At 63.1% G+C, this 22,587-nt stretch carries 23 protein-coding genes, 1 tRNA gene and 2 pseudogenes; 10 read left to right on the forward strand and 16 right to left on the reverse strand.

What is annotated here, in order from left to right; all coding sequences use genetic code 11:
- Positions 1 to 97: 97 nt before the first annotated feature.
- The 7 genes from ACM62G_RS04010 to ACM62G_RS04040 all read right to left on the reverse strand — a co-directional run bounded on the left by ACM62G_RS04010 (position 98) and on the right by ACM62G_RS04040 (position 5,611).
- Positions 98 to 391, reverse strand: coding sequence for a YcgL domain-containing protein (locus ACM62G_RS04010; protein WP_054061387.1), 294 nt, complete (start codon positions 389 to 391; stop codon positions 98 to 100).
- A complete protein-coding gene (gene rnd / locus ACM62G_RS04015; protein WP_054064028.1) occupies positions 388 to 1,521 on the reverse strand; it encodes a ribonuclease D in 1,134 nt (377 codons plus the stop codon). Before rnd ends, ACM62G_RS04010 begins: the two co-directional genes overlap by 4 nt.
- Positions 1,522 to 1,662: 141 nt before the next feature.
- Entirely contained in the window at positions 1,663 to 2,340 is a 678-nt protein-coding gene (locus ACM62G_RS04020; protein WP_273819300.1) for a class I SAM-dependent methyltransferase, read from the reverse strand.
- A gap of 143 nt (positions 2,341 to 2,483) precedes the next feature.
- Entirely contained in the window at positions 2,484 to 3,866 is a 1,383-nt protein-coding gene (locus tag ACM62G_RS04025; protein ID WP_416772270.1) for a glutamine synthetase family protein, read from the reverse strand.
- 97 nt (positions 3,867 to 3,963) lie between these two features.
- Entirely contained in the window at positions 3,964 to 4,149 is a 186-nt protein-coding gene (locus ACM62G_RS04030) for a hypothetical protein (RefSeq protein WP_054060237.1), read from the reverse strand.
- A 105-nt stretch (positions 4,150 to 4,254) separates the two neighbouring features.
- Positions 4,255 to 4,614, reverse strand: coding sequence for a 5-carboxymethyl-2-hydroxymuconate Delta-isomerase (locus ACM62G_RS04035; RefSeq protein ID WP_419736725.1), 360 nt, complete (start codon positions 4,612 to 4,614; stop codon positions 4,255 to 4,257).
- Positions 4,615 to 4,687: 73 nt separating this feature from the next.
- A complete protein-coding gene (locus ACM62G_RS04040; protein WP_419736726.1) occupies positions 4,688 to 5,611 on the reverse strand; it encodes a LysR substrate-binding domain-containing protein in 924 nt (307 codons plus the stop codon).
- Positions 5,612 to 5,952: 341 nt separating this feature from the next.
- Here ACM62G_RS04040 and ACM62G_RS04045 point away from each other — a divergent pair, with 341 nt between their 5' ends.
- The 4 genes and pseudogenes from ACM62G_RS04045 to ACM62G_RS04060 all read left to right on the forward strand — a co-directional run.
- Entirely contained in the window at positions 5,953 to 6,276 is a 324-nt protein-coding gene (locus tag ACM62G_RS04045; RefSeq protein ID WP_054060234.1) for a type II toxin-antitoxin system RelE/ParE family toxin, read from the forward strand.
- Positions 6,273 to 6,649, forward strand: a pseudogene (locus ACM62G_RS04050) (addiction module antidote protein). The gene ACM62G_RS04045 and the pseudogene ACM62G_RS04050 overlap by 4 nt, the downstream one beginning before the upstream one ends.
- Positions 6,650 to 7,123: 474 nt before the next feature.
- Positions 7,124 to 7,609, forward strand: coding sequence for a LasR-specific antiactivator QslA (locus ACM62G_RS04055; RefSeq protein ID WP_419736727.1), 486 nt, complete (start codon positions 7,124 to 7,126; stop codon positions 7,607 to 7,609).
- 75 nt (positions 7,610 to 7,684) lie between these two features.
- Positions 7,685 to 7,879 (forward strand): annotated as a pseudogene (locus tag ACM62G_RS04060) (helix-turn-helix domain-containing protein); the annotation flags it as partial.
- A gap of 174 nt (positions 7,880 to 8,053) precedes the next feature.
- Here ACM62G_RS04060 and ACM62G_RS04065 read toward each other — a convergent pair.
- The 5 genes from ACM62G_RS04065 to dapA all read right to left on the reverse strand — a co-directional run bounded on the left by ACM62G_RS04065 (position 8,054) and on the right by dapA (position 11,743).
- A tRNA-Ser gene (locus ACM62G_RS04065) sits at positions 8,054 to 8,143 on the reverse strand.
- A gap of 84 nt (positions 8,144 to 8,227) precedes the next feature.
- Entirely contained in the window at positions 8,228 to 8,941 is a 714-nt protein-coding gene (gene purC / locus ACM62G_RS04070; protein ID WP_010450180.1) for a phosphoribosylaminoimidazolesuccinocarboxamide synthase, read from the reverse strand.
- The gene (locus ACM62G_RS04075) at positions 8,928 to 9,728 is read right to left on the reverse strand and encodes an MBL fold metallo-hydrolase (protein WP_273819295.1); all 801 of its coding nucleotides are present in this window, start codon (positions 9,726 to 9,728) and stop codon (positions 8,928 to 8,930) included. Before ACM62G_RS04075 ends, purC begins: the two co-directional genes overlap by 14 nt.
- Before the next feature lie 6 nt (positions 9,729 to 9,734).
- On the reverse strand, positions 9,735 to 10,847 hold the full coding sequence (bamC, locus tag ACM62G_RS04080) for an outer membrane protein assembly factor BamC (RefSeq protein ID WP_054060231.1): 1,113 nt from the start codon (positions 10,845 to 10,847) through the stop codon (positions 9,735 to 9,737).
- Between the two features lie 17 nt (positions 10,848 to 10,864).
- Complete coding sequence (dapA, locus tag ACM62G_RS04085; RefSeq protein WP_054064023.1) at positions 10,865 to 11,743, reverse strand: 4-hydroxy-tetrahydrodipicolinate synthase; 879 nt, start codon at positions 11,741 to 11,743, stop codon at positions 10,865 to 10,867.
- 330 nt (positions 11,744 to 12,073) lie between these two features.
- Between dapA and ACM62G_RS04090 the strand changes: the two genes are divergently transcribed.
- Positions 12,074 to 12,634, forward strand: a complete 561-nt coding sequence (locus ACM62G_RS04090) for a glycine cleavage system protein R (protein ID WP_054060229.1) — start codon at positions 12,074 to 12,076, stop codon at positions 12,632 to 12,634.
- Positions 12,635 to 12,643: 9 nt separating this feature from the next.
- The gene (locus tag ACM62G_RS04095) at positions 12,644 to 13,117 is read left to right on the forward strand and encodes a peroxiredoxin (protein ID WP_054064022.1); all 474 of its coding nucleotides are present in this window, start codon (positions 12,644 to 12,646) and stop codon (positions 13,115 to 13,117) included.
- Positions 13,118 to 13,305: 188 nt separating this feature from the next.
- Here the strand turns inward: ACM62G_RS04095 and ACM62G_RS04100 are convergent, their stop codons facing one another.
- Positions 13,306 to 14,376 carry an AI-2E family transporter gene (locus ACM62G_RS04100; protein ID WP_054060227.1) on the reverse strand — a complete coding sequence of 357 codons (1,071 nt, stop codon included), beginning with the start codon at positions 14,374 to 14,376 and terminating at the stop codon, positions 13,306 to 13,308.
- Between the two features lie 32 nt (positions 14,377 to 14,408).
- Entirely contained in the window at positions 14,409 to 14,648 is a 240-nt protein-coding gene (locus ACM62G_RS04105) for a sulfurtransferase TusA family protein (RefSeq protein WP_054060226.1), read from the reverse strand.
- A 129-nt stretch (positions 14,649 to 14,777) separates the two neighbouring features.
- On the opposite strand from ACM62G_RS04105, the gene ACM62G_RS04110 reads away from it, so the two are divergent.
- A complete protein-coding gene (locus tag ACM62G_RS04110; protein ID WP_054060225.1) occupies positions 14,778 to 16,211 on the forward strand; it encodes a M48 family metalloprotease in 1,434 nt (477 codons plus the stop codon).
- A gap of 217 nt (positions 16,212 to 16,428) precedes the next feature.
- Here the strand turns inward: ACM62G_RS04110 and nadA are convergent, their stop codons facing one another.
- Positions 16,429 to 17,487, reverse strand: a complete 1,059-nt coding sequence (gene nadA / locus ACM62G_RS04115) for a quinolinate synthase NadA (RefSeq protein WP_273819294.1) — start codon at positions 17,485 to 17,487, stop codon at positions 16,429 to 16,431.
- Positions 17,488 to 17,873: 386 nt separating this feature from the next.
- Here nadA and coaA point away from each other — a divergent pair, with 386 nt between their 5' ends.
- Positions 17,874 to 18,800 (forward strand): type I pantothenate kinase, encoded by a 927-nt coding sequence (gene coaA / locus ACM62G_RS04120; protein WP_054060223.1) that lies wholly within the window; start codon positions 17,874 to 17,876, stop codon positions 18,798 to 18,800.
- Positions 18,801 to 18,859: 59 nt separating this feature from the next.
- On the opposite strand, the gene ACM62G_RS04125 is transcribed toward coaA, so the two are convergent.
- Positions 18,860 to 19,399: a hypothetical protein gene (locus ACM62G_RS04125; RefSeq protein ID WP_419736728.1), complete on the reverse strand. Its 540-nt coding sequence runs from the start codon at positions 19,397 to 19,399 to the stop codon at positions 18,860 to 18,862.
- A gap of 268 nt (positions 19,400 to 19,667) precedes the next feature.
- Between ACM62G_RS04125 and gspE the strand changes: the two genes are divergently transcribed.
- On the forward strand, positions 19,668 to 21,371 hold the full coding sequence (gene gspE / locus ACM62G_RS04130) for a type II secretion system ATPase GspE (protein WP_419736729.1): 1,704 nt from the start codon (positions 19,668 to 19,670) through the stop codon (positions 21,369 to 21,371).
- A gap of 2 nt (positions 21,372 to 21,373) precedes the next feature.
- The gene (locus tag ACM62G_RS04135; RefSeq protein ID WP_273819293.1) at positions 21,374 to 22,582 is read left to right on the forward strand and encodes a type II secretion system F family protein; all 1,209 of its coding nucleotides are present in this window, start codon (positions 21,374 to 21,376) and stop codon (positions 22,580 to 22,582) included.
- The last annotated feature ends 5 nt before the right edge of the window (positions 22,583 to 22,587 follow it).

Raw genomic sequence — 22,587 nt, forward strand, 5'->3', positions numbered from 1 at the left:
GACCGCCGGAATGCATTCCATTGAAATGGAGCGCCCGGGTGCCCTGTATGGCTGATTCGCATCAACCCGTATAGGCCGGGACGTTCAGGGGTGTGGCTCAGACCGGGTCATTGCGCCGCAACAACTCTTCGGGCAGGTGCTCGATGTACTCGTCCTCGGCCGGTGGCATCTGCAGGTGATAACCCTGCTTGTCGAGGTTTTCCAGCACCTTGTGGATATCTTCGCGCGCCAGCTTGCGCTCGGGGGTCAGCACCAGGTCGAAGGCATGCTGCGGCTTGCCGAACACCTGCAGGAGGGTTTCCGGTACGCGCTCCAGGGCTTCGCTCTTGAGCACGTAGAGGTACATTTCGTTCTTGCGGGGGCTGCGATAGATCGAGCAGATATGTTTCAAGGCTGTTCTCCGGCAGTCGCCAGGCTGTCGAGCAGGGCCTGGCCCAGCAATTCGCGACGCCAGCCACGCAGCGAATCGGGCAATTGATAGGGTCCGTCAGGGAAGCCGCTCTTGATCAGCGCTTCCAGGGTTTTCTTGCGCAGCATCAGTTCCGGCACGATGTTCATCCGCTCGGCCGCCGCCTGGCCCACCGCGCGCAGGCGCTTGACCAGCGCTCCGGCCTCGATCGGCAGGGGCTCGGGCACCGCCGGCGGCCACTGGTCCATCGGCAGGCTGGCCGCGCGCCTGATCAGTTCGAGCAGGAACTCGCCGTCCTGGCGCACGGTGCGTGGGTGCATGTCTTCGATGCGGGCCAGGGTCACCAGGTTGTCCGGCTGGCTCTTGGCCAACGGCCACAACGAGTGCTCGCGGATGATCCGGTTGCGCGGCAGGTCGCGGGCACGGGCCTCGCGTTCGCGCCAGGCACAGAGTTCCCGCAGCACCGCCAGTTGCGCCCGGGACAGTTTCCAGGCGAGCTTGGCGTCGCGATAGATCTCGTTGGGGTCGACCTCGCGGCGCAGGTTGGCGACCAGTTCGGCACCATCCTCCAGCACCCAGGCATACTTGTCGTCGGACAGTTGCGGGCGCAGGCGGCTGTAGACCTCGGCCAGGTGCAGCGCATCCTCGGCGGCATAGCTGACCTGGGTGTCCGACAGCGGGCGTTGCAGCCAGTCGGAGCGGGTTTCGCCCTTGGGCAGCTCGATACCGAGAACTTCCTGGACCAGCCGCGAATAGCCCATGGAAAAGCCCAGGTTCAGGTAGCCCGCGGCCAGCTGGGTGTCGAACAACGGCGTCGGCAGGCTGCCGGTCAGGCGCAACAGGACTTCGAGGTCTTCGCTGCAGGCGTGCACGACCTTGACCACTGCCGGGTTGTCCAGCAGCGCGGCCAGGGGTTGCCAGTTGTCGATGGTCAACGGGTCGATCAGGTAAGCGCGCGCGCCATCACCGATCTGGATCAGCCCGGCGATGGGATAAAAGGTGTCGACCCGCATGAATTCGGTGTCGAGGGCAACGAAAGGTAGTTGCTGCCATTCAGTGCAATGCCGACCGAGGCTATCGTTGTCGCGGATCCAGTGAATATCGATGGCCACACGGCTCTCCCTTGAAGAATGGCGCGCAGTATATATCGCTGCAGGCGATTTCCGAGCATCCGCGCTGCAAGTGCGTGAGCGAATGCCTCGCTGCGCTGAAAGAATAGTCTTACTCGTCAAGTTCGCAGGGCCCGGAAGATGTCAGCTGTCCTTGCGCAGGACATAGACCCGACGCATGGCACACCCCGGCAGGAAGTCACGATGGCCGACGATCTCGAAACCGGCCTCGTGGAACTCGGCTTCGATCTGCGCCTTGCCCAGCAGCACCGGCTGGTTTTCCAGTTCCGGACGAACGGTCGCGTGGCGGTGGCGCCAGGCCATGAGATTGCCGCCCAGGCACACGGACAGAATCACCGTGTCGCGACTGACCCGGTGAAACTCGCCCAGGATCGCCAGGCGGTGCTCGCACTCGGCGATATGGGCAAACAATGGCACGCAGAAAATGCAGTCCACCGCATTTTCCGGCAGGCCGATGGCGAACGCCGAACTCTGGAAGGTCCTGACCCGCCTGAACAGCTCGGGCGGATGATGCACCGCGCAGTGTTCGAGCATTTCCCGCGACGAGTCCGCCGCCAGCACCACGCGGTTGCCACGCTTGGCCAACACCGGCCAGAAACGCCCGGCGCCACAGGGCAGGTCCAGCACCAGGCCCGGTTCACCGGCCATCTTCAGCGCCTGGCGTACCAGGCACTCTTCGCGCCAATGCCCAATGCGTGCCAATACGCCCTGGGGATGAGCATCACGGCACACCCGTGCATGCTCGCGCGCATGCTGGCGGGCGAACTCAAGCTCGACAAGTGAAGGCGATGGCGCTGACATGTCTGACGGACTCTGTTGCATTGACCGACGATCGGAAGCGCTGTCGCGAGCGGGGAAGCTTCTCCCGACAGCACTCGAACCTTAGTCAGGTGGGCATCAACATTTCGTGAAAAATACGCCGCGGCCGCATCAAGCCGTGACTTTCACGCCGGGTGCAGGTACCAGCGCCAGTCCTGCTCGCCCACCTCGCCCATGAATTGCCGATACTCGGCACGCTTGACCGCCAGATAAACGCCAAGGAACTCGTCGCCGAAGGTCTCGCGCGCCCAGCGGGAACCCTCCAGCGCCCGCAGGCTGGTCAGCCAGTCGGTGGGCAGGCGCTCGCCGGCCTGGGCATAGCCGTTGCCTTCGATCGGCGCGCCGGGATCCCGTTGCGCAACGATGCCGTGATGGATGCCCGCCAGGATCGCCGCGGCCGCCAGGTACGGATTGGCATCGGCGCCGCAGATCCGGTGTTCGATATGCCGCGACGCCGCCGGCCCACCCGGCACCCGCAGGCTCACGGTGCGGTTGTCGATCCCCCAGGTCGCGGCCAGCGGCGCGTAGCTGTTGCTCTGGAAACGTCGGTAGGAGTTGGCATGGGGACAGAACAGCAGCAACGAATCGAGCAGGGTCGCGAGCATGCCGCCCACCGCCTGCCTGAGCAGCGGCGTGCCCTCGGCCGCGTCGCTGGCGAACAGGTTGTTCCCTTCCCTGTCGGCCAGGCTCACGTGCATGTGCATGCCGGTACCGGCCTGGTCATCGAAGGGCTTGGCCATGAAGCAGGCGATCATCCCATGCTTGTGGGCCACGCCCTTGACCAATCGCTTGTAGCGCACCGCCTCATCCATCGCCTGCAAGGCATCGGCACGGTGTTCGAGGGTGATTTCCACCTGGCCGGGGGCATATTCGGAAATCGCCGTGCGCGCGGGAATGCCCTGCAGCTTGCAGGCCTCGTAAAGGTCGGCGAGAAATGGTTCGATCTGCTCCAGCTCGCGCAAGCCATAGACCTGCGTGGTCCGTGGCCGCCCACCATCGGCGTCGCGGGCCGGCTGCGGGCGGCCGTTGCTGTCGCGCTGCTGGTCGAGCAGGTAGAACTCCAGCTCGGCAGCCATCACCGGGTAGTAGCCTGCGGCCTGGAGTTGCCCGACCACCTTGGCCAGCAACTGGCGTGGATCGGCCACCGCCGCTGGCAGCCCCTCGCTGGGGTGCATGCCGACCTGCACCGCCGCAGTCGGTATCCGCCGCCAGGGCATGCGCTGCAGGCTGCCAGCGATGGGATAGGCACGACAGTCGATATCGCCGACGTCCCAGACCAGCCCGGAGTTTTCCACATCGTCGCCGTTGAGGGTCAGGCCGAGGATCGTGCTCGGCAAGGGCCGGCCGCCGGCATACACCGCCAGCAGTTCGTCCCGGTGCAGCAACTTGCCGCGCGGCACACCGTTGTTATCGATGATGAACAGCTCGAACATTTCGATATCCGGGTTCCGTTCCAGGAACGACCGGGCTTCTTCCAGCGCAGCGAAGGACTGACAGGCAACACTCATGGGGCGTTTTCTCCTATTCCGCGTCAGGCGGGCGCAACGACGCCCGCCATGTCGACCCGGGCGGCGGACAAGGGCCGCCCGCAGTCAGTGAAATGACTCAACGGGAAGGGAGAACATCCGGCGGACGCGCATGGCGGCAATGCCACAGCGCCCAGAAGGCCAGTTCGCAAGGCAGCGCGACCGCGCTGGGCAGGGCCGCCATCGACAGACCGGCAGCATCGATACCCGGCGCCTGGCCAACGGCCGACACGTCCTGCCTGATCGGGTTGATGCGCGCGTCCATGAGCCTGCCGCAGTGAACAGAAGAGCTGCAGACTCACACGCCGGAATCAGCCATTAAATACAGTTTTCATGATGCTCGGTTGCCCAGCGACTAAACAATGTCAGGTCAGAGCGTGATTTCTCCGTAAGACTCACGATCCAGGTCCACCAATTCCACCGACAGTTGCACTTCGACCGATGCCGGCCAATTGCCGAGTTCCTGCAAGCCGGCCAGCAGGTTCTCGGAAAGTTGTGCCTTGACTTGCGCAGAGCGCCCACTCAGCAGGGCCAGTTTCACATGCACGAAACCACGCACATTCAGGCCGGTGCCCACGCGAAAGCTCTCCACCCGGGTCGCCCGGCTCTTGATGGTGGACTCCGCCGCGAACTGGCCGGACGCCACCAGCACATGGTTGATCCGCAACAGGGCGTTGTCGGGCTCGAAATCGGTCAGGTTCGAGGTGTATTCCAGGAAAACGTGAGGCATGCGCTAGCTCCGAAAGGTCGGTGGACAAAGCCAAAGGTATAGCACGCGGCCTGTCGAAGCGGTCAGAAAAACCTCACGCAAGCGCCGGGGGCAGGCGGTCGCTCATGAATTGCTCCAGCCGCGAACGCAGCCAGCGTTCAGCCGGGTCGGTGTCGACGATGCCGAGCCAGACCATCGACAGGTCGAGGGTCGGCGTCTTGAACGGCAGCGGTTCGGCAAACACCGAGCCCGACGCGGCCATCGCCAGCGCCGCGTAGTCCGGCAGGCCGGCGATCAGGTCGGTCCCCGCCAGCAGGGCCGGCAAGGCGCTGTATTGCGGTACCGACAGCACCACATGGCGCTTGCGGCCGATTTCCGCCAGCCACTCATCGGCCAGGCTGCTGACGTTCGCCGTGTGGGACACCAGCACATGCGGGCGGGCACAGTATTCATCCAGGCTCATGGGCGTCGACGAGGCATCGGCGCGCAGCAGCATCGGCTGGATGTGCCGCAGCAGCTTGCGCTTGGCGTTGGCCGGCAGGCCGCGGGTCTGGCTGATGCCGACCGTGATATCGCCGGAGGCGAGCAGGTCCGGAATACGCCAGTAGTCGACGTGCTGGACCACGATCATCACATTCGGCGCCTCCTGGCGCAGGGCGCGCAGCAGGTTGGGCAACAGGCCGAATTCGACGTCGTCCGACAGCCCGATGCGAAAGGTCATGGTGCTGCTGGCCGGGTCGAAATCGTGGGTCAGGCTCAGGGCATTGGACAGCGAGTCGAGGGCCGGCGACAGGTACTGGATGAGCTCCTCGGCCCGGGCGGTCGGCTCCATGCGATGGCCGACGCGGATGAACAGCGGATCGTTGAACATCGCCCGCAGGCGATTGAGCGCCGAGCTGATGGTCGGCTGGCCCAGAAAGAGCTTTTCCGCCACCCGCGTGACATTGCGCTCCAGCATCAGCGCCTCGAACACCACCATCAGGTTGATGTCGGCCTTGCGCAGCTCGTTGCGATTCATCCGTTACTCCCCCTCTCCCCGGAACACCCCCCAGTGTACAAGGGGTGTTTCAGGAAATCCCGCCCAGTGACGGGGGGCACGCACCAGCCAGGACGCGCACAGCGAAAAAACCTACGAAGCAATAAGAGCCGCACGCGATGCTGCATAGCCGACGCCTGACTGTGAGGCTGAGTCCACCGGCGCTAGCCTGATTTCGTCACCGCTCCCTCGAGCCTCGTCCCTACGCCCCAAGCCCTTTCACGGCTACTCGGCGCTACCGATACGGGTGGCTACCTCACCCAACCAGCGAGATCCATACAAAAATCCAATCAACCAAATGTCTCTTTTAAGGTACATTCAGGATGTACGAGGTGGAACACTTACTGTCTGCCAATGGCGTGGATATCTACCAGGCCTGGCTCGATAGCGTGCGAGACGTTCGCACCAGGGCAAGAATCACCGCCCGGGTCGACCGTGCCTCTCTCGGCCATTTTGGCGTAACCGAGCCGGTGGGCGATGGCGTGTTTGAAATGAAGCTCGATTTGGGTCCTGGCTACCGTGTCTATTACGCCCTGGAAGGCCGAAAGGTCATTTTCCTGCTGGGTGGAGGCTCCAAGGACAGACAGCAGAACGACATCAATCAAGCCAAGGCTCTCTGGATAAACCACAAGGTGAAAGGAAAATGACGACCCGGACTCGTTCTCACGAAGACAGCGTTCTTGAAATGCTTCGAGACGACGAAGCATTTGCCCTTGAGTATCTGTCTGTCGCGCTCGAGGAAATCGACGAGGTCGGCGGGGAAGACGCGTTTCTTATCGCCATCCGTCGTCTTGTAGAAGCGAGGGGGGCATGAGCAGCCTCTCTCAAAACACCGGCCTGGCCAGGCCGAATCTCTACAGGTCCCTGGCGACCGGTGGCGACCCGAAACTGTCGACCGTGCTGAAGGTGCTCCAGGCCCTGGGAGTCGGCCTGTCCAAGGTAGTCTCCCATCGCCCCGTCTCGGGAACGGAAGCCGCAGCGCCCGATACGGCATGCAACGGACACCAGGTGAATCCGTAACGCGGTGAGAATATGCCCCTCAACCAAGGGCGCTGGCTTGCGCCCTCCGCTAAACGAAAAGTCCTACAAAACAATAAGACCCGCACTTCCATTGCGTAGCCGATACCTGACTATTAGATTGGCAGCGCCGCCACTAGCCTAGTCTTGCCGCAGTCAATCCTGTGGTCGGGTGTCGCAACCTGTTTCATGTGTCTGAGGCGCGGTTTAGCGCCATAGCTGTCTGGCTGGCGCTTCTGGTGTCCGGCTAGTGCATTTCTATGGCGGACCGTGCGGGGCAGGCTTCGGCCTGGCCGGTTTCCTCAGACGCCGGTTTGCGACCCTCGTACGGTCTGCCACCCTTTCCGTGTCGCAACGATGGATGGCAGTTCCTTAACCCGTCTGAGGAGATAAGGATAATGGCCTACCCCCCTTTTACGCACGGGCACCGCCCGCTACGTCCAGCTTCGTTGCATCACGATCACGGAGGCCCCCTCCATGATTGATCGCTCGCTACTGTCTCGCCTACCGCCGTCCGACCTGATCCGGCTGGCCTCTCTGAATCCTCTGGAAGCCGCCGCACATTTTCGAGTCGCCGCCAGGTTCTGCCTTGACGGCGCACGCTGCGTAGCCTTTCGTGACCCGGAACAGGAACGCCTGGCCCATCGCCTGATCGCCGATGGCATTGCGCTCTACACCCTGGCGCTTCAGCGACTGGAATCGCCCCAGCCCCGCGCTCTCCACATCCCGGCAACACGCCGCGCCGCCAACGACACCCATGAACCACCGACACCCTGGGACAGCCACTACGCCCGCCAACTCGCCGAGGGGGCCCGCGAGGCCGAGCGCTGGCTGCAGCAGGCCGATGGCTCGCCACTCTGGGCCGAACTGGCGCGACGGCGCCGGCTTTATCTTACGCAAACTGGTCGAGACGCATTCGAAGCCGGTTTTCTGCGGCGTATTCAAGGCTATCTGCAGGCCTGAGCCCAGGCATTCTGAAAACTCACATTTTCTCAAGGTTTGCGCCTGGCACTCCCAGGATTGACGGGGTTTGATGCCGATACAGTCGAATTGAGGATGGAGCAATCTGGACTGACAGCGGCTGACCTTGTGCCTGCCATTGGCCGGCAGAATAGAGTCTATGAGGTACTGAATGGTAAGCGAGCCCTGACGCTGCCCATGATCTGGAAACTGCATGAGATGTTTGGAATTCCAGCGGAGAGCCTGATCAGGCCAATGAAAGCAGTCGGATGAGGCGAGTTCAAACATGTAGCGACACCGCTCGCACTCGAATAGGTTATAGCCACATGAGAATCAAGCATAAACCAGAGGTCGAGCCGGTATCGCTGCAAGAGGCGTAAAAAATTGAGTGACGCCAATATGCAAAAAGCCCCTGGAGTCTCGCGACTTCAGGGGCTTTTCATGTTATGGCGGAGAGATAGGGATTCGAACCCTAGGTACCCGCGAAGGTACAACGGATTTCGAATCCGTCCCATTCGGCCACTCTGGCATCTCTCCAATGGCGCGCATCATACCAACACTTTTGCCGGAAGCGAACCCCCTGAAGCAAAAAAATTCCGTGCTATCAGATGCTTGCGTCGATTACAGCGGTACACCCAGGCGATGGGCGACTTCTTCGTAGGCTTCGATGACGTCACCGAGGCCCTGGCGGAAGCGGTCCTTGTCCATCTTCTTCTTGGTGTCCTTGTCCCACAGGCGGCAGCCGTCCGGGCTGAACTCGTCGCCCAGAACGATGGAGCCGTCGCTGAACACGCCGAATTCCAGCTTGAAGTCGACCAGCAGCAGGCCGGCGTCATCGAACAGCTTACTCAGGATCTCGTTGACCTTGAGCGACAGTTCCTTCATGCGTGCCAGTTGCTCGGCGGTGCCCCAACCGAAGGCCACGACGTGGGATTCGTTGATGAACGGATCGCCCTTGGCGTCGTCCTTGAGGAACAGTTCGAAGGTGTAGGGGTTGAGCTTCATGCCCTCTTCCACACCCAGGCGCTTGACCAGGCTGCCGGCCGCGTAGTTACGCACCACGCATTCCACCGGAATCATGTCGAGCTTTTTCACCAGCGACTCGTTGTCGCCCAGCAGCTTGTCGAACTGGGTCGGTACACCGGCCGCTTCGAGTTTCTGCATGATGAAGGCGTTGAACTTGTTGTTCACCATGCCCTTGCGATCCAGTTGTTCGATGCGCTTGCCGTCGAACGCCGAAGTGTCGTTGCGAAACAGCAGGATCAAGCGGTCGGCGTCGTCGGTCTTGTAAACCGACTTGGCTTTGCCGCGGTAGAGTTCTTCACGTTTTTCCATGATGGGCTCCGCTTGTTAAATTGTTGGGCCCGGCGATATGTCGCCAGTCGAGCCCTGAATCTTGATCGGCCAGTTGCAGCCAGTCCGGGTCGCACCCGAGGGTGTCGACAAAACATTGCCGGGCCAGCTGCGGCAGGTTGTTCTTGCTGCTCAGGTGGGCCAGCACCAGGTGTTGCAAGCCCTGCCAGCCCAGCTCGGCCACCAGGTTGGCAGCCTGGTGGTTGTTCAAATGTCCTCGTTCACCGCCCACCCGCTGCTTGAGAAAGTACGGGTAATGCCCCCGTGCCAGCAGGTCGCGGCAATGATTGGCCTCGATCATCAGTGCATCGAGGCCGCTGTAGCGGTCCATGACGGTCCCACAGTACGAGCCCAGGTCGGTCAGCAGACCGAAACGCCGCTGGCCGTCGCTGAACACGTATTGCGTCGGTTCCAGGGCATCGTGGGCGACGCAAACCACCTCGATCGCCAGCGAGCCGATCCGCAGCGTTTCGCCCCCCGCCACGAACCCCGCGGGCTCCACAGGCTTGCGCATCCCGCGCAAGGTGCCGCGACTGAGGTACACCGGTAGATTGTAGCGCCGAGACAGCAAACCCACGCCATGCACATGGTCGGCATGTTCGTGGGTTACCAGGATCGCGCTCAGTTGCGCCGGGTGTACACCCAGGCGCGCCAGGCGCCGCTCGGTTTCCCGCAGGGAGAAACCACAATCGACCAGTACACAGGTGTCGCCACTGGCTATCAGTGTGCCGTTCCCTTGGCTACCACTGCCGAGAACGGCAAAACGCATCGGCAATCAGCCCAGGTTGTCCTGAATCACACCCAGCACCCGACGCGCCACGTCAGCCGGCGCCACGGTGTTGATATCCTTCTCGACGGTGACCTGCACGCTGTCGCCGACCTTGCTCAGGCGAACCTGGTAGCGCTCGGCACGGGCTTCGATCTCTTCCTTGGCCGGTTTGCTGCCGAACAGCTTGCCGAAGAAGCCAGGCTCCTCGTTCTTGCGCTCGGCCTTTTCCGCCAGGTTGATGTAGTACAGGCCCAGGCTGCGGTTGATGTCTTCGACACGCCATTGGCCCTGCTCCAGGGCACGGCCGACGCTGGACCAGGCACGATCGAGGTCTTCGCCGACGTTCAGTACCGGGTTGCCGCTGCCGTCCTGGCTCAGGCTGACGCGGCTCGGGGTATCGAAGTCGCGGGCGGCCAGCAGGGACACCGAACCGCCCTTCTCGGCGCTGCGGCTCATGCTCGAGAGCATTTCGTCGACCAGGGCCGAATCCAGGCCGGTGTTGACCGAACGCGCGGTGAAGTCGACGTTGGCCGTGCTGCCCACCGGACGCTCGGCGCTGACCACGTAGATTTCGCTGGTATTGCGCTGCACGCCCGGCTCGATACGTACCCGCACGCGGGTTTCGTTGCCGGCTGCGCCGCTGCTGCCCAGGCGCTTGGCCAGGCTCGCCGAAAGCTCGTCGGAGTGCTGCCAGGCGGTGGTGAATTCACCGGTCTGCGGACGTTGCGAGTCGATACGGAAACCGTTGTCCTGGAAGAACTGCATGGCCACCGACCAGACTTCGGCCGGCGGGTGCTGGCCCAGGATCCAGCTCGAGTCGCCGCTCTTCTGCAGGCTGTAGTCGCTGGCACTGGCCGCGAGCTGCAACGGCTGCGGACGTGGCACCTCGTATGGGCCCTTGACGGTTTCGCTGGCGACGTTGCGCGGGATCGGCAACAGCGGGTCAAGACGCTTGCCCGTGGTGATGTCCGGCGGCAGCTGCATGGCTGGCGTCTGCTGCGCCTCCAGGTAGTCGCTGCCACGGTCGCGGAAATAGCCTTCCGGGCCCCAAAGCCAGCCACAGCCACTGGTGCTGGAGATAATCAAGGCAAGTGCGGAAAGTCCGGCCAATCGCTTCATGCGGTGTGTTTCCTCAATTAAACCAGGACGCCGGACTGGCGCATGGCCTGCCGCAGCGATTCGTGACAGGTGGCGCTGAGCCAGGTGAGCGGCAGACGGATACCGTCCGGCATCAGGCCCATCTCATGCAACGCCCATTTCACGGGGATCGGGTTGGATTCGATGAACAGGGTCTTGTTCAGCGGCATCAGTTTCTGGTGGATCGCACGAGCGGTATCGGCATCGCCACGCAGCGCGGCGGCGCACAACTCGCTCATTTCACGCGGGGCGACGTTGGCGGTCACCGAGATATTGCCCTTGCCGCCGAGCAGCATCAGCTCGACCGCGGTGGCGTCGTCGCCGGAGTAGACCAGGAAGTCGCCGCTCACGCCGGCCAGGATGGCCTTGGCGCGCTCCAGGTCGCCGGTGGCTTCCTTGATGCCGATGATGTTTGGCACGCTCGACAGGCGGATCACGGTCTCGGCCTGCATGTCGCAAGCGGTACGGCCCGGTACGTTGTAGAGGATCTGCGGGATGTCGACCGCTTCGGCGATCGCACGGAAATGCTGGTACAGGCCTTCCTGGGTCGGCTTGTTGTAGTACGGGGTCACCAGCAGGCAGGCATCGGCGCCGGCGCTCTTGGCGTTGCTGGTCAGCTCGATCGCTTCGCGGGTCGAGTTGGCGCCCGTGCCGGCGATCACCGGGATGCGCCCGGCAACCTGGTCGACCACACGACGAATGACTTCGATGTGCTCGTGCACGTCGAGGGTCGCCGACTCACCCGTGGTACCGACCGCGACAATGGCATTGGTGCCGTTTTGCAGGTGGAAGTCCACCAGCTTGGTCAGGCTGTCCCAGTCAAGATTACCCTGTGCATCCATGGGTGTGACCAGTGCCACCATACTGCCCGCAATCATGCAACCGCTCCTGCCGGAAAAAGAGAGCGGTAATGGTACTGGCGCCATCAGCCTTGTACAAGCGAAGTACTCGCCATGAGCATTCCCCTTGGCGCCGGTTTTCGCTACCCTTCAGACTTTGATCGGTACTGAGTCAGTCATGTGCCGGGTTCCAGACTCCCTTTTCGCCGCCCGAAACCCGCTCCAGCCTTGCCGCCGCCCGCTCTCGCCCGCACCTGAGAGGCCGATGCAAGGGTTTGACGCGTTTCCCGGCCGTCGAGCATCACGCGGGGCAGGAGCCGAACCATGACGCCCCGACGTACCGACCGCTCATCGCTTTAGGAATGCTGCATGTCCACCCCCACTGTCCGCGAACAATTCCTTGTCATCAGTGCCCTCGGCGCCAACCCCATGGAGCTGACCAACGTCCTGTGCCGCGCCAGCCATGAAAACCGCTGCGCCGTGGTGACCTCGCGCCTGACCCGCCATGGCGAGTACAGCGCGCTGGTCCTGCAGATTTCCGGCAACTGGGACGCCCTGGCCCGCCTTGAGGCCGCCCTGCCGAACCTGGCGAAGAAACACAACCTGACCGTCAACGTGGTGCGCAGCGGTGCCCTGGAGAACCGTCCCCAGGCCCTGCCGTACGTCGCCTATGTCAGCTCGGCCTACCGTTCGGACATCATCAACGAACTGTGCCAGTTCTTCATCGACCACAACGTCGACCTGGAGAACCTGACCTGCGACACCTACCTGGCCCCGCACACCGGCGGCACCATGCTCAACGCCACCTTCACCGTGACCCTGCCGCCCGGCGTGCAGATCAGCTGGTTGCGCGACCAGTTCCTGGACTTCGCCGACGCGATGAACCTCGATGCGCTGATCGAACCGTGGCGCCCACAGAACCCCATGTAAGGAGCCAGCATGGCCGTTGTCATCAATGAAGCCGTAACCGATTTCCAGGCACCTGCCACCAGCGGCAAGACCGTCAGCCTGTCCGAGTTGAAGGGCAAGCAGGTGGTGATCTACTTCTACCCCAAGGACAGCACCCCGGGCTGCACCACCGAGGGCCAGGGCTTTCGCGACCAGTACGCGGCGTTCCAGGCGGCCAACACCGAGGTTTTCGGCGTTTCGCGCGATGGTCTGAAGTCCCACGAGAACTTCAAGTGCAAGCAGGCGTTTCCCTTCGAGCTGATCAGCGACAAGGACGAGGCGGTCTGCCAGCTGTTCGACGTGATCAAGCTGAAGAAGCTCTACGGCAAGGAATACCTGGGCGTCGACCGCAGCACGTTCCTGATCGATGCGAAAGGCGTGCTGCGCCAGGAATGGCGGGGCGTGAAGGTGCCAGGCCACGTGGATGCAGTACTGGCCGCGGCGCAGGCGCTGAACAAGGCCTGACCGGCCTCGGCAGCTAAAAGCTTCGCGGGCAAGTCGGATCGCCGCACCGCCCGCTCCTACAGGCTGGTGTAGTACGTGAATGTTGTGATCGACACCGAACTGTAGGAGCAGGGCTTGCCCGCGAAGAGGCCCGCAAGACCGCCAAAAGCTTCGCGGGCAAGCCCGCTCCCACAAAAAAGCCAATCCTCCTACAGCAACGGTGCCACGATCGGCTCCCTACGCGGCCAGGCATCCAGCACGGCCTTGAACAGCGTCGCCAGCGGAATGGCGAAGAACACCCCCCAGAAGCCCCACAACCCGCCAAACAGCAGCACCGCGCAAATGATCGCCACCGGGTGCAGGTTCACCGCCCCGGAGAACAGCAGCGGCACCAGCACGTTGCCATCGAGGGTCTGGATGATCCCGTAGACCGCCATCAGGTAGATGAACTGGTCGCTCCAGCCCCACTGGAACAGCGCGATCAGGGTCACCGGCACGGTCACCACCACCGCGCCGACATACGGCACCACCACCGAGAGCCCCACCAGCAGGGCCAGCAAGGCGGCGTAATTGAGGCCCAGTGCGACGAAAGCGATGTAGGTGACCCCACCGCAGATGATGATCTCGATCACCTTGCCACGGATGTAGTTGGCAATCTGCCGGTTCATTTCCTCCGCCACCCGGGTGATCAGCGCCCGCTCGCGCGGCAGGTAGCCACGCACCCAGTCGCGGATCTTCGCCCGGTCCTTGAGGAAGAAGAACACCAGAATCGGCACCAGTACCAGGTAGATCATCATGTTGACCAGCAGCGGCAGGCTGGACAGCGAGAAGGTCAGCGCCCACTGGCCAAACTTGCCGATTTCGCCCCGCGCCACCTCGATCGCCTGCAACACCTGCTCGTCGGACACCAGGTGTGGATAACGTTCCGGCAGCAACAGCAGCAACGACTGCCACTTGGCCAGCATCCCCGGCAACTCGTTGAACAGCGTGATCAACTGGTGCCAGAGCAGCGGCACCACCACCAGCATGAACAGCAACAGGCAACCCATAAACAGCGCGAACACCAGGCCGACCGCAGCCGCGCCAGGCAGGCGCATGCGCTCCAGCCCAAACACCAGGCCCTGCATCAGATAGGCCAGAACCATCCCCGCCAGGACCGGCGCGAGCATCTTGCCCAGGGTCAGCACGGCCGTGAACGCCAGGAACAGCAGAACGGCCAATACCACCGCTTCCTCGTCGGAAAAGTAGCGCTGGATCCAGTCACGTAACACTTTGAACATCAATAATCCCTAACGATTTAAGTGCTGGACATTCAGGCCTTGCGCAGCCAATAGCGATAGACCCCGGCGTCTTCCTCCTCGCGCAACAGCGTATGCCCGGCCAGTTTGGCGAAGGTGCGGAAATCCCGCTGCGAACCGGCATCGGTGGCGATCACCTTGAGTACCGCGCCGCTGGCCAGGCGATTGAGTTCAAGCTTGGCCTTGAGCAGTGGCAGCGGGCAGTTCAGGCCGCTGGCATCCAGCTCGGCGTCGTACTCTACAGCGTCGGTCATTGCTTCACTCCTGGCGGCGTGTCGGATCGGAGGGTTCGAGCCGCCTAGGATAACCCAAGCGATACCACCTCTGGTCGTCGACGTGGTGTGCGGCTACAGTAAGGGCTTTGCCGAACTAGAGCCCTGTGCATGACATTTCTGCGCCCCACCCTGCTGACGCTCGCCTGCCTGCTCGCCTCCCCCGGCTTCGCCGACGACCTGCCGTCACTCGGTGACGCCAGCTCCGCCATCGTCTCGCCCCAGCAGGAATACCAGTTGGGCCGCGCCTGGCTGAGCCTGCTGCGCAGCCAGGTCAAGCAACTGAACGATCCGCAGCTCAAGGACTACGTGGAAACCACGGTCTACAAGCTGGTCGAAACCAGCCAGGTACAGGACCGGCGCCTGGAATTCATCTTGATCGACAGCAACCAGCTCAACGCCTTCGCCGCACCCGGGGGGATCATCGGGATCAACGGCGGCCTGTTCCTCAACGCCCAGACCGAAGGCGAGTACGCCTCGGTACTGGCCCACGAACTGGCGCACCTGTCGCAACGTCACTTCGCCCGCGGCGTCGAAGCCCAGCAACGCATGCAGTTGCCGATGATGGCAGCCCTGCTGACCGGGATCATCGTCGCTGCGGCCGGCGGCGGCGATGCCGGTATCGCCACCATCGCCGGGACCCAGGCCGCCGCCTTCCAGGAGAAACAGCGCTTCTCCCGCCAGAACGAGCAGGAGGCCGACCGGATCGGCATCCTCAACCTGGAGAAGGCCGGCTACGATCCGCGCAACATGCCGACCATGTTCGAACGCCTGATGCGCATCTACCGCTTCGATGCCAAGCCACCGGAATTCCTGTTGACCCACCCGGTCACCGAATCGCGGATCGCCGACACCCGCAACCGCGCCGAACAGGCCAAGCCCGGCGGTATCGAGGACAGCCTGCGCTACCAACTGATTCGCGCCCGGGTCATGCTCTCCTACGAGGATTCCCCGGGGCTGGCGGCCAAGCGCTTCCGCGCCCAACTGGACGAAAACCCCAAGTCCGAGATCGCCCGCTATGGCCTGGCCATCGCCCAGATCAAGGGCAGCCAGTTGAATGATGCGCGGGAGAACCTCAAGCCACTGCTGGCCAAGTCGCCCAACGAAATCATCTACAACCTGGCCCAGATCGAGCTCGACATCAGCAGCGGCCGCCTGCCGGATGCCGCGCAGCGCACCGAGCGGATGCTGGCCCTGTATCCGGGCAACTATCCGCTCAAGCAGCTCCAGGTCGACCTGCTGGGCAAGCAGAACAAGCCTGCCGAAGCCGAGAAGGTGCTGGTCGACCTGCTCAAGACCCGTGCGGATGACCCGGACATCTGGTACCAGATCGCCGAAACCCGTGGCCAGTCCGGCAACATCATCGGCCTGCACCAGGCGCGGGCCGAATACTTCGCCCTGGTTGGCGACTACAAGCAGGCGATCCAGCAACTGGACTTCGCCAAGCGCCGGGCGCCGAACTTCCAATTGGCCTCGCGGATCGACGCGCGGCAGAAGGAAATGATCGACCAGGAACGCCTGGTCAAGGACATGATGGGCGGCTGACGCAAGCGCTGGCGCTCACACCGGATCCGAGGGTGATGCCGGTGGCTTGGGGAGCGAGCCAGGCTTGCGACTGTATTCGCGGGCAAGCCGCGCTCCTACGGACTTGCGTCGTACACCGTTTGGCGCATGACACTATCCCTTGTAGGAGCGAGGCTTGCCCGCGAAGAGGCCGCTAAGCCCTACCCGGAACCCGCACACCTCGCAAAGCGAAAACGGCTCAGGCGTTGCCGCTCAGCTTCATCCGCGCCGCCTGGGTGAAATCCAGCATGCGCTTGAGCGGGCGCACCGCCCGGGGAACGATCGACGGATCGACGAAGATCTCGTTGCTGCCCTCACGCAGGCACTGCAGCGTACGCTCCAGGGTATTCATCGCCATCCAAGGGCAGTGGGCGCAACTGCGGCACGCCGCACCGTTACCTGCGGTCGGCGCCTCGATGAAGACCTTGTCCGGACACAACTGCTGCATCTTGTAGAAGATGCCGCGATCGGTGGCGACGATGAAGGTCTTGTTCGGCAAGGTCTGCGCCGCCTTGATCAACTGGCTGGTGGAGCCGACCGCATCGGCCAGGTCGATCACCGACTCGGGCGATTCCGGGTGGACCAGGATCGCCGCATCGGGGTACAGCGCCTTCATATCTTCCAGTTGCCGGGACTTGAATTCCTCGTGAACGATGCAGGCACCGTCCCACAGCAGCATGTCGGCGCCGGTCTGCTTCTGGATATAGCGGCCCAGGTGCTTGTCCGGTGCCCAGATGATCTTCTCGCCGTTGTCCATCAGGCTTTCGACGATTTCCAGCGCGCAACTGGAGGTCACCACCCAGTCCGCCCGCGCCTTGACCGCCGCCGAGGTGTTGGCATACACCACCACGGTGCGCTCCGGATGCTGGTCGCAGAAGGCGGAGAACTCGTCCACCGGACAGCCCAGGTCCAGCGAGCAGGTCGCGTCCAGGGTCGGCATCAGGATGCGTTTTTCCGGCGTGAGGATTTTCGCCGTCTCGCCCATGAAGCGCACACCGGCCACCAGCACGGTCTTGGCCGGGTGAGCAGCGCCGAAACGGGCCATTTCCAGGGAGTCGGACACGCAACCGCCGGTTTCCTCGGCCAGGGCCTGGATGATCGGGTCGCAGTAGAAGTGGGCCACCAGCACCGCGTCCTGAGCCTTGAGCTCGGCGGCGATTTCGGCACGGAGCGTCGCCTCCTGCTCGGCACTCAACGGTTTGGGTTGCTTGGCGTCGAGGTGGGCTTGAACCAGAAGGCGTTCGGAAATTTGCGTCATGTTCGCAAGACCTGCAAGCGCGTGAGCGCGAAAGTCGAGTATACCCCGGCCCCCGCCTCTTTCCGAAGCGGGATATTAGGCTATGTACGAAATCGCTTGAAACTTGGTTATGCGGCGTTAAAAACCGGCTCGGAATGCTCATTTACTCCAGTAAACTCCGCTTCCTCGCCGGTTTTTGCCTTGCCTAACCTGCGTTTCAAACAATTTCGTACACAGCCTAGGTGAAGCAGCGACCGGGAAGGTGAATCCATCAGGCATGGAGTGCTTTTCAGCGCCGCAAGGCTACAGAATATCCAATGGATTCAAAAGATTATTCTGACCTTCGGACAGACAGGGGCAACTCGTTGGATAATCAGCCGATCGAACAGGACGTGGAACAATAACCAATGACCGCTGATGACTATCTGGTAATGAGCCGCACGGAGTGGGCCGGACTGCGCGCCAACACCCCGCTGACGCTGTCGGAAGACGACCTGGCGGCCCTGCGCGGAGTCAACGAGGACATTTCCCTCGAGGACGTTGCCAACGTCTACCTGCCGCTGTCGCGCCTGATCAGCCTGCACGTCGGCGCGGCCCGCAACCTGGCCGGCATCAAGGACACCTTTCTCGGCCGCGCCAGCCCGCGCGGCCCCTACATCCTGGCGATCGCCGGCAGCGTCGCGGTGGGCAAGAGTACCTTCGCCCGCGTGCTGCAGGCGCTGATGGCGCGCTGGCCGGACCACCCGAACGTGGCCCTGGTCACCACCGACGGCTTCCTCTACCCCAACAGCAAGCTGGTCGCCGACGGCATCATGCACCGCAAGGGCTTCCCGGAAAGCTACGACCGCCGGCAGATGGTCAAATTCCTCGCCAACATCAAGGCCGGCGAAGACGAGGTGCGGGCGCCGATCTATTCCCACGTCAGCTACGATATCGTTCCGGACCAGTACCAGGTGGTGAATCGGCCGGACATCCTGATCTTCGAGGGGCTGAACGTGCTGCAGACCCATGGCAACGACGGCGCGCGGCCGAGCACCATCGTCTCCGACTTCTTCGACTTCTCGATCTACCTGGATGCCGACGAGCAGGATATCGAGCAGTGGTACGTCGACCGCTTCCTGCTGCTGCAGAAGACCGCGTTCCGTGCACGTGGCGCCTACTTCCGCAAACTGGCCGACCTGCCGCCCGAGGAGGCTCCGGAGGCCGCCCGGCAGATCTGGCACGACATCAACCGGGTCAACCTGCTGGAAAACATCCTGCCGACCCGCGAGCGCGCCGACCTGGTGGTGCGCAAGTCCCGCGATCATTCGGTCAGCGAGATCTGGTTGCGCTGAGCGGATTTGACAGTGCTCGAAATGGGGGGAGCCCTGCTCCCCCGGTTTTGCAATACCCCTCAGATCACACTGAAAGAGACCGGAATGCCCAGGTGCCGGACCGTGACCGGACCGAAAAGCAGGCAGCTCGCCAGCGCGGCGCTGGCAGGCGGCAACCCCGAGATGGCCATGGTCTTGCCTGCAGCATGCCCACTATTGATCAGAAAATTGGCCGCAAAAGGACCCGTCAACGGAAAGCTCGATGGACTGGAAGGGTCATAGGTCGCCGTGCCCGTCGTGTTGTCATCCCAGGTGATCGTCATGCTGGTTCCCGGACTCAGCGAGAAGCTGGTGCAAGAGCCGGAGCTCAGGTTCGCGTTCAACACCAATCTGGCCGGTTGAACGGTGGTACCCGCCAGGGTACAGGTCGGCGCAGAGACGATACTGACTTGCGCCTCTACGGTCTGAGCCGCAGCAACCGGAGTCAGGCCCGGGTCGATGGCACCATCCAGTGTGCCCGTGCATGACAAGATCACGGTAGCCGAAGCCGGTAATGCAAACAAAAGGCCCACCAGCAGAAAGACCGGGCCCACCACTTTCTTAATGATTGAGTTAGACATGATATCGCTCCTGCGAATCTGACCATCGACCGAATGGTCGAAGGAATGGAAACCAAAACTCCTCCATCCACGCCAAGCTATCCCTGCACCTGAAAGGCCGCCTACTGTCATTTCTGACAGTTCGGACCAATGGTCATGAGGCCTTGGCGGCATCCCAGAGCCCCCGACAAACCGACCAACGGTCAGCGGAACTGTCATTTCTGACAGTAGGCGCCCGAGGCCATCGGATTCATGCTGTACCCGAGGCATGGAGCCTGGAGAGCGCAGCATGAACGCCCTGATGTCCCCGAATCCGGACAGACTGGCCATCGACTGGCTGGTCAGCGAAGGTCGCCTGAAACGCATCGATATCGAGCGGACCCAGCAGTTGCAGGACGGCAACGCACGGCACGACTCGACCGAACTGCTCGCACGCCTGGGCCTGGTGTCCGAGCAGGACCTGGCCCAGGCCTGGTCGACCCTGCTGGAGACGCCCGTGCTGACGCTGGCGGACGCCCCCGCGCAGTTGGAGACGCCACCGGAGCTGGCACCGCGCTTTCTCAAGGAGCATTGCCTGGTCCCCCTGTCCTGCCCGGGCAGCGAGCTGCATGTGTTGATCGCCAACCCGAACCAGCCCGATGCCTTGCATGCCCTGGCCTATGCCTGCCAATGCCCGGTGCGCCTGTCCATCGGCCAACGCGGCGATATCGAGCAACTGATCGAGCGCTACTACGGACGAGGCCGCAGCGCGATGGGCACCCTGATCGAAAACCTGGAGGAAGACACCGGCAACCAGAAAACCGATATCGAACACCTCAAGGATCTCGCTTCCGAAGCCCCGGTGATCCGCCTAGTCAACCTGCTGCTGCAACGGGCCGTCGAACAACGGGCCTCGGACATCCATATCGAGCCGTTCGAGAACCAGCTCAATATCCGTTACCGCGTCGATGGCATGCTCCAACTGGCCGAGGCGCCCCCCGTCGGCTCATCGGCCGCGGTGATCTCGCGTATCAAGATCATGGCTCGGCTGGATATCGCCGAACGCCGCCTGCCGCAGGACGGCCGCATCATGCTGCGCATGCAGGGCAAGGAGCTGGACCTGCGGGTCTCCACCGTGCCCACCAGTTTCGGCGAGTCGGTGGTGATGCGCCTGCTCGATCGCCAGACCGTGACGTTCGATTTCCAGAGCCTGGGCTTCGATGGCGCGCGCCTGGACGCCCTGCTGGGCGTGCTCGAACGGCCCCACGGCATCCTGCTGGTCACCGGCCCTACCGGTTCGGGCAAGACCACCACCCTGTACACCGCCCTGTCGCGGCTCAATACCGCCGAACGCAAGATCATCACCGTCGAGGACCCGGTCGAATACCAGTTGGAGGGGATCAATCAGATCCAGGTCAAGCCGAGTATCGGCCTGGATTTCGCCAAAGTACTGCGTTCCATCGTGCGCCAGGACCCGGACGTGATCATGATCGGCGAAATGCGCGACCTGGAAACCTGCCGGATCGCCATCCAGTCCTCGCTGACCGGCCACCTGGTGCTGTCCACCCTGCACACCAACAGCGCCGCCGCCAGCATCACCCGCCTGCTCGACATGGGCGTCGAAAGCTACCTGATCGCCTCGACAGTCAACGGCATTCTCGCCCAGCGCCTGGTGCGCAGGCTGGACCCCGAGTGGCGGGAAAGCTTCGAGGCGCCAGCGGAACTGGTGGCCGAGCATCAACTGCAGCGCTTTACCGACGAACGTCCGATCCGCCTCTACCGCCCCCGCGCGGATGCCCCCGGCAGTGGTTATCGCGGACGCAGCGCCCTCAGTGAACTGCTGGTGATGAACGAAAGCCTGCGCTCGCTGCTCATGCGCCACGCCGATGCCGCGACCCTGGAACAGGCGGCCCGCGCTGGCGGACTGCGAACCCTGTACGAGGACGGCTTGCGCCAGGCCCTGGCGGGTATCACCAGCCTGGAAGAAGTCCTGCGCGTCACCCAGGGCGAATAGCCATGGAACACTATCGCTATCGCGCCCTCGACCCGAACGGCAACCCCCTCGACGGGGCACTCGATGCAGCGAACGACGACGAAGCCGCCAGCCAGTTGCAGGAACGTGGCCTGCTGATCCTGCAACTCGAACCGGCGCTGGCCGGCAGCGCCGTCAGCGGGTCGTGGTTCAATCGTGCCCCGCTGGCCGGCCAGGACCTGGAGCGGTTCACCCTGCAACTGGCCACGCTGCTCGATGCCGGCCAGCCGCTGGAGCGAGCGCTCACGACCCTGGTTCGCCAGCCGGGCAAACCCCAGGCGCGGCGCCTGCTCGAACGCCTCCATGAGGGGATCAAGGACGGCCAGCCGTTGTCGGCGGTCATGGCCGCCGAGGGCCCATCCTTCTCGCCGTTGTACCTCAGCCTGGTGCGCGCCGGAGAAGCCGGCGGTGCCCTGGGCGATACGCTGGGACACCTGGCCGCCTACCTGGAACGGACCCGGAAAGTCCGTGGCGAGGTGATCAACGCACTGATCTATCCGGCCTTCCTGCTGGTTGGCGTGCTGGGTTCGCTGGTCCTGCTGCTGGCCTATGTGGTGCCGCAGTTCGTGCCGATCTTCAGCGGCCTGGGCGTACCCGTCCCGCTGATCACCGAAGTGATCCTCGCCCTCGGCCAGTTTCTGGGCCACTACTTCCTGCCTCTGTTCGGGACCATGCTCCTGCTGCTCGCCTGGCTGGTCCAGCACCTGCGAACGACCCGGGGTCGCCTGCAATACCACCGCCTGATGCTCCGCGCACGGGTCATCGGCCCCCTGCTGTTACGCCTGGAAACCGCGCGGCTGGCCCATACGCTGGGCACGCTGCTGGGCCAGGGAGTCGCCCTGGTCGGCGCGTTCGACATCGCCCGCCAGGTCTGCCGCAACCAGGTACTGCGCGATGCGGTCGAGCAGACCATCGTCAAGGTCAAGGACGGCAGCCCGTTGTCGACCGCCCTGCACGCCACCGCGACCTTCCCGGAACTGGCGATCCAGATGATTCAGGTCGGTGAGGAGTCGGGGCAACTGGAACGGATGCTGCTCAAGGTCGCGAGCATTTTCGACGCCGAGGCCAAACGTCATATCGATCGCCTGCTCGCCGCCCTGGTCCCCGGCATGACGCTGCTGATGGCGGCGCTGGTGGGCGTGATCATGCTGGCGATCATGCTGCCGCTGATGAGCCTGACCAATAACCTCTGAAGGGA

Source organism: Pseudomonas sp. COR18 (assembly GCF_048568395.1).
GTDB classification, from domain to species: Bacteria; Pseudomonadota; Gammaproteobacteria; order Pseudomonadales; family Pseudomonadaceae; genus Aquipseudomonas; species Aquipseudomonas fuscovaginae_B.

Bases quoted from the DNA above. Each gene is read 5' to 3' on its own strand.
- ACM62G_RS04020 (WP_273819300.1), bottom strand. From the start codon at position 2,340: ATGTCAGCGCCATCGCCTTCACTTGTCGAGCTTGAGTTCGCCCGCCAG.
- ACM62G_RS04025 (WP_416772270.1), bottom strand. From the start codon at position 3,866: ATGAGTGTTGCCTGTCAGTCCTTCGCTGCGCTGGAAGAAGCCCGGTCG.
- ACM62G_RS04030 (WP_054060237.1), bottom strand. From the start codon at position 4,149: ATGGACGCGCGCATCAACCCGATCAGGCAGGACGTGTCGGCCGTTGGC.
- ACM62G_RS04035 (WP_419736725.1), bottom strand. From the start codon at position 4,614: ATGCCTCACGTTTTCCTGGAATACACCTCGAACCTGACCGATTTCGAG.
- ACM62G_RS04040 (WP_419736726.1), bottom strand. From the start codon at position 5,611: ATGAATCGCAACGAGCTGCGCAAGGCCGACATCAACCTGATGGTGGTG.
- ACM62G_RS04045 (WP_054060234.1), top strand. From the start codon at position 5,953: ATGTACGAGGTGGAACACTTACTGTCTGCCAATGGCGTGGATATCTAC.
- ACM62G_RS04055 (WP_419736727.1), top strand. From the start codon at position 7,124: ATGATTGATCGCTCGCTACTGTCTCGCCTACCGCCGTCCGACCTGATC.
- purC (WP_010450180.1), bottom strand. From the start codon at position 8,941: ATGGAAAAACGTGAAGAACTCTACCGCGGCAAAGCCAAGTCGGTTTAC.
- ACM62G_RS04075 (WP_273819295.1), bottom strand. From the start codon at position 9,728: ATGCGTTTTGCCGTTCTCGGCAGTGGTAGCCAAGGGAACGGCACACTG.
- bamC (WP_054060231.1), bottom strand. From the start codon at position 10,847: ATGAAGCGATTGGCCGGACTTTCCGCACTTGCCTTGATTATCTCCAGC.
- dapA (WP_054064023.1), bottom strand. From the start codon at position 11,743: ATGATTGCGGGCAGTATGGTGGCACTGGTCACACCCATGGATGCACAG.
- ACM62G_RS04090 (WP_054060229.1), top strand. From the start codon at position 12,074: ATGTCCACCCCCACTGTCCGCGAACAATTCCTTGTCATCAGTGCCCTC.
- ACM62G_RS04095 (WP_054064022.1), top strand. From the start codon at position 12,644: ATGGCCGTTGTCATCAATGAAGCCGTAACCGATTTCCAGGCACCTGCC.
- ACM62G_RS04100 (WP_054060227.1), bottom strand. From the start codon at position 14,376: ATGTTCAAAGTGTTACGTGACTGGATCCAGCGCTACTTTTCCGACGAG.
- ACM62G_RS04105 (WP_054060226.1), bottom strand. From the start codon at position 14,648: ATGACCGACGCTGTAGAGTACGACGCCGAGCTGGATGCCAGCGGCCTG.
- ACM62G_RS04110 (WP_054060225.1), top strand. From the start codon at position 14,778: ATGACATTTCTGCGCCCCACCCTGCTGACGCTCGCCTGCCTGCTCGCC.
- nadA (WP_273819294.1), bottom strand. From the start codon at position 17,487: ATGACGCAAATTTCCGAACGCCTTCTGGTTCAAGCCCACCTCGACGCC.
- coaA (WP_054060223.1), top strand. From the start codon at position 17,874: ATGACCGCTGATGACTATCTGGTAATGAGCCGCACGGAGTGGGCCGGA.
- ACM62G_RS04125 (WP_419736728.1), bottom strand. From the start codon at position 19,399: ATGTCTAACTCAATCATTAAGAAAGTGGTGGGCCCGGTCTTTCTGCTG.
- gspE (WP_419736729.1), top strand. From the start codon at position 19,668: ATGAACGCCCTGATGTCCCCGAATCCGGACAGACTGGCCATCGACTGG.
- ACM62G_RS04135 (WP_273819293.1), top strand. From the start codon at position 21,374: ATGGAACACTATCGCTATCGCGCCCTCGACCCGAACGGCAACCCCCTC.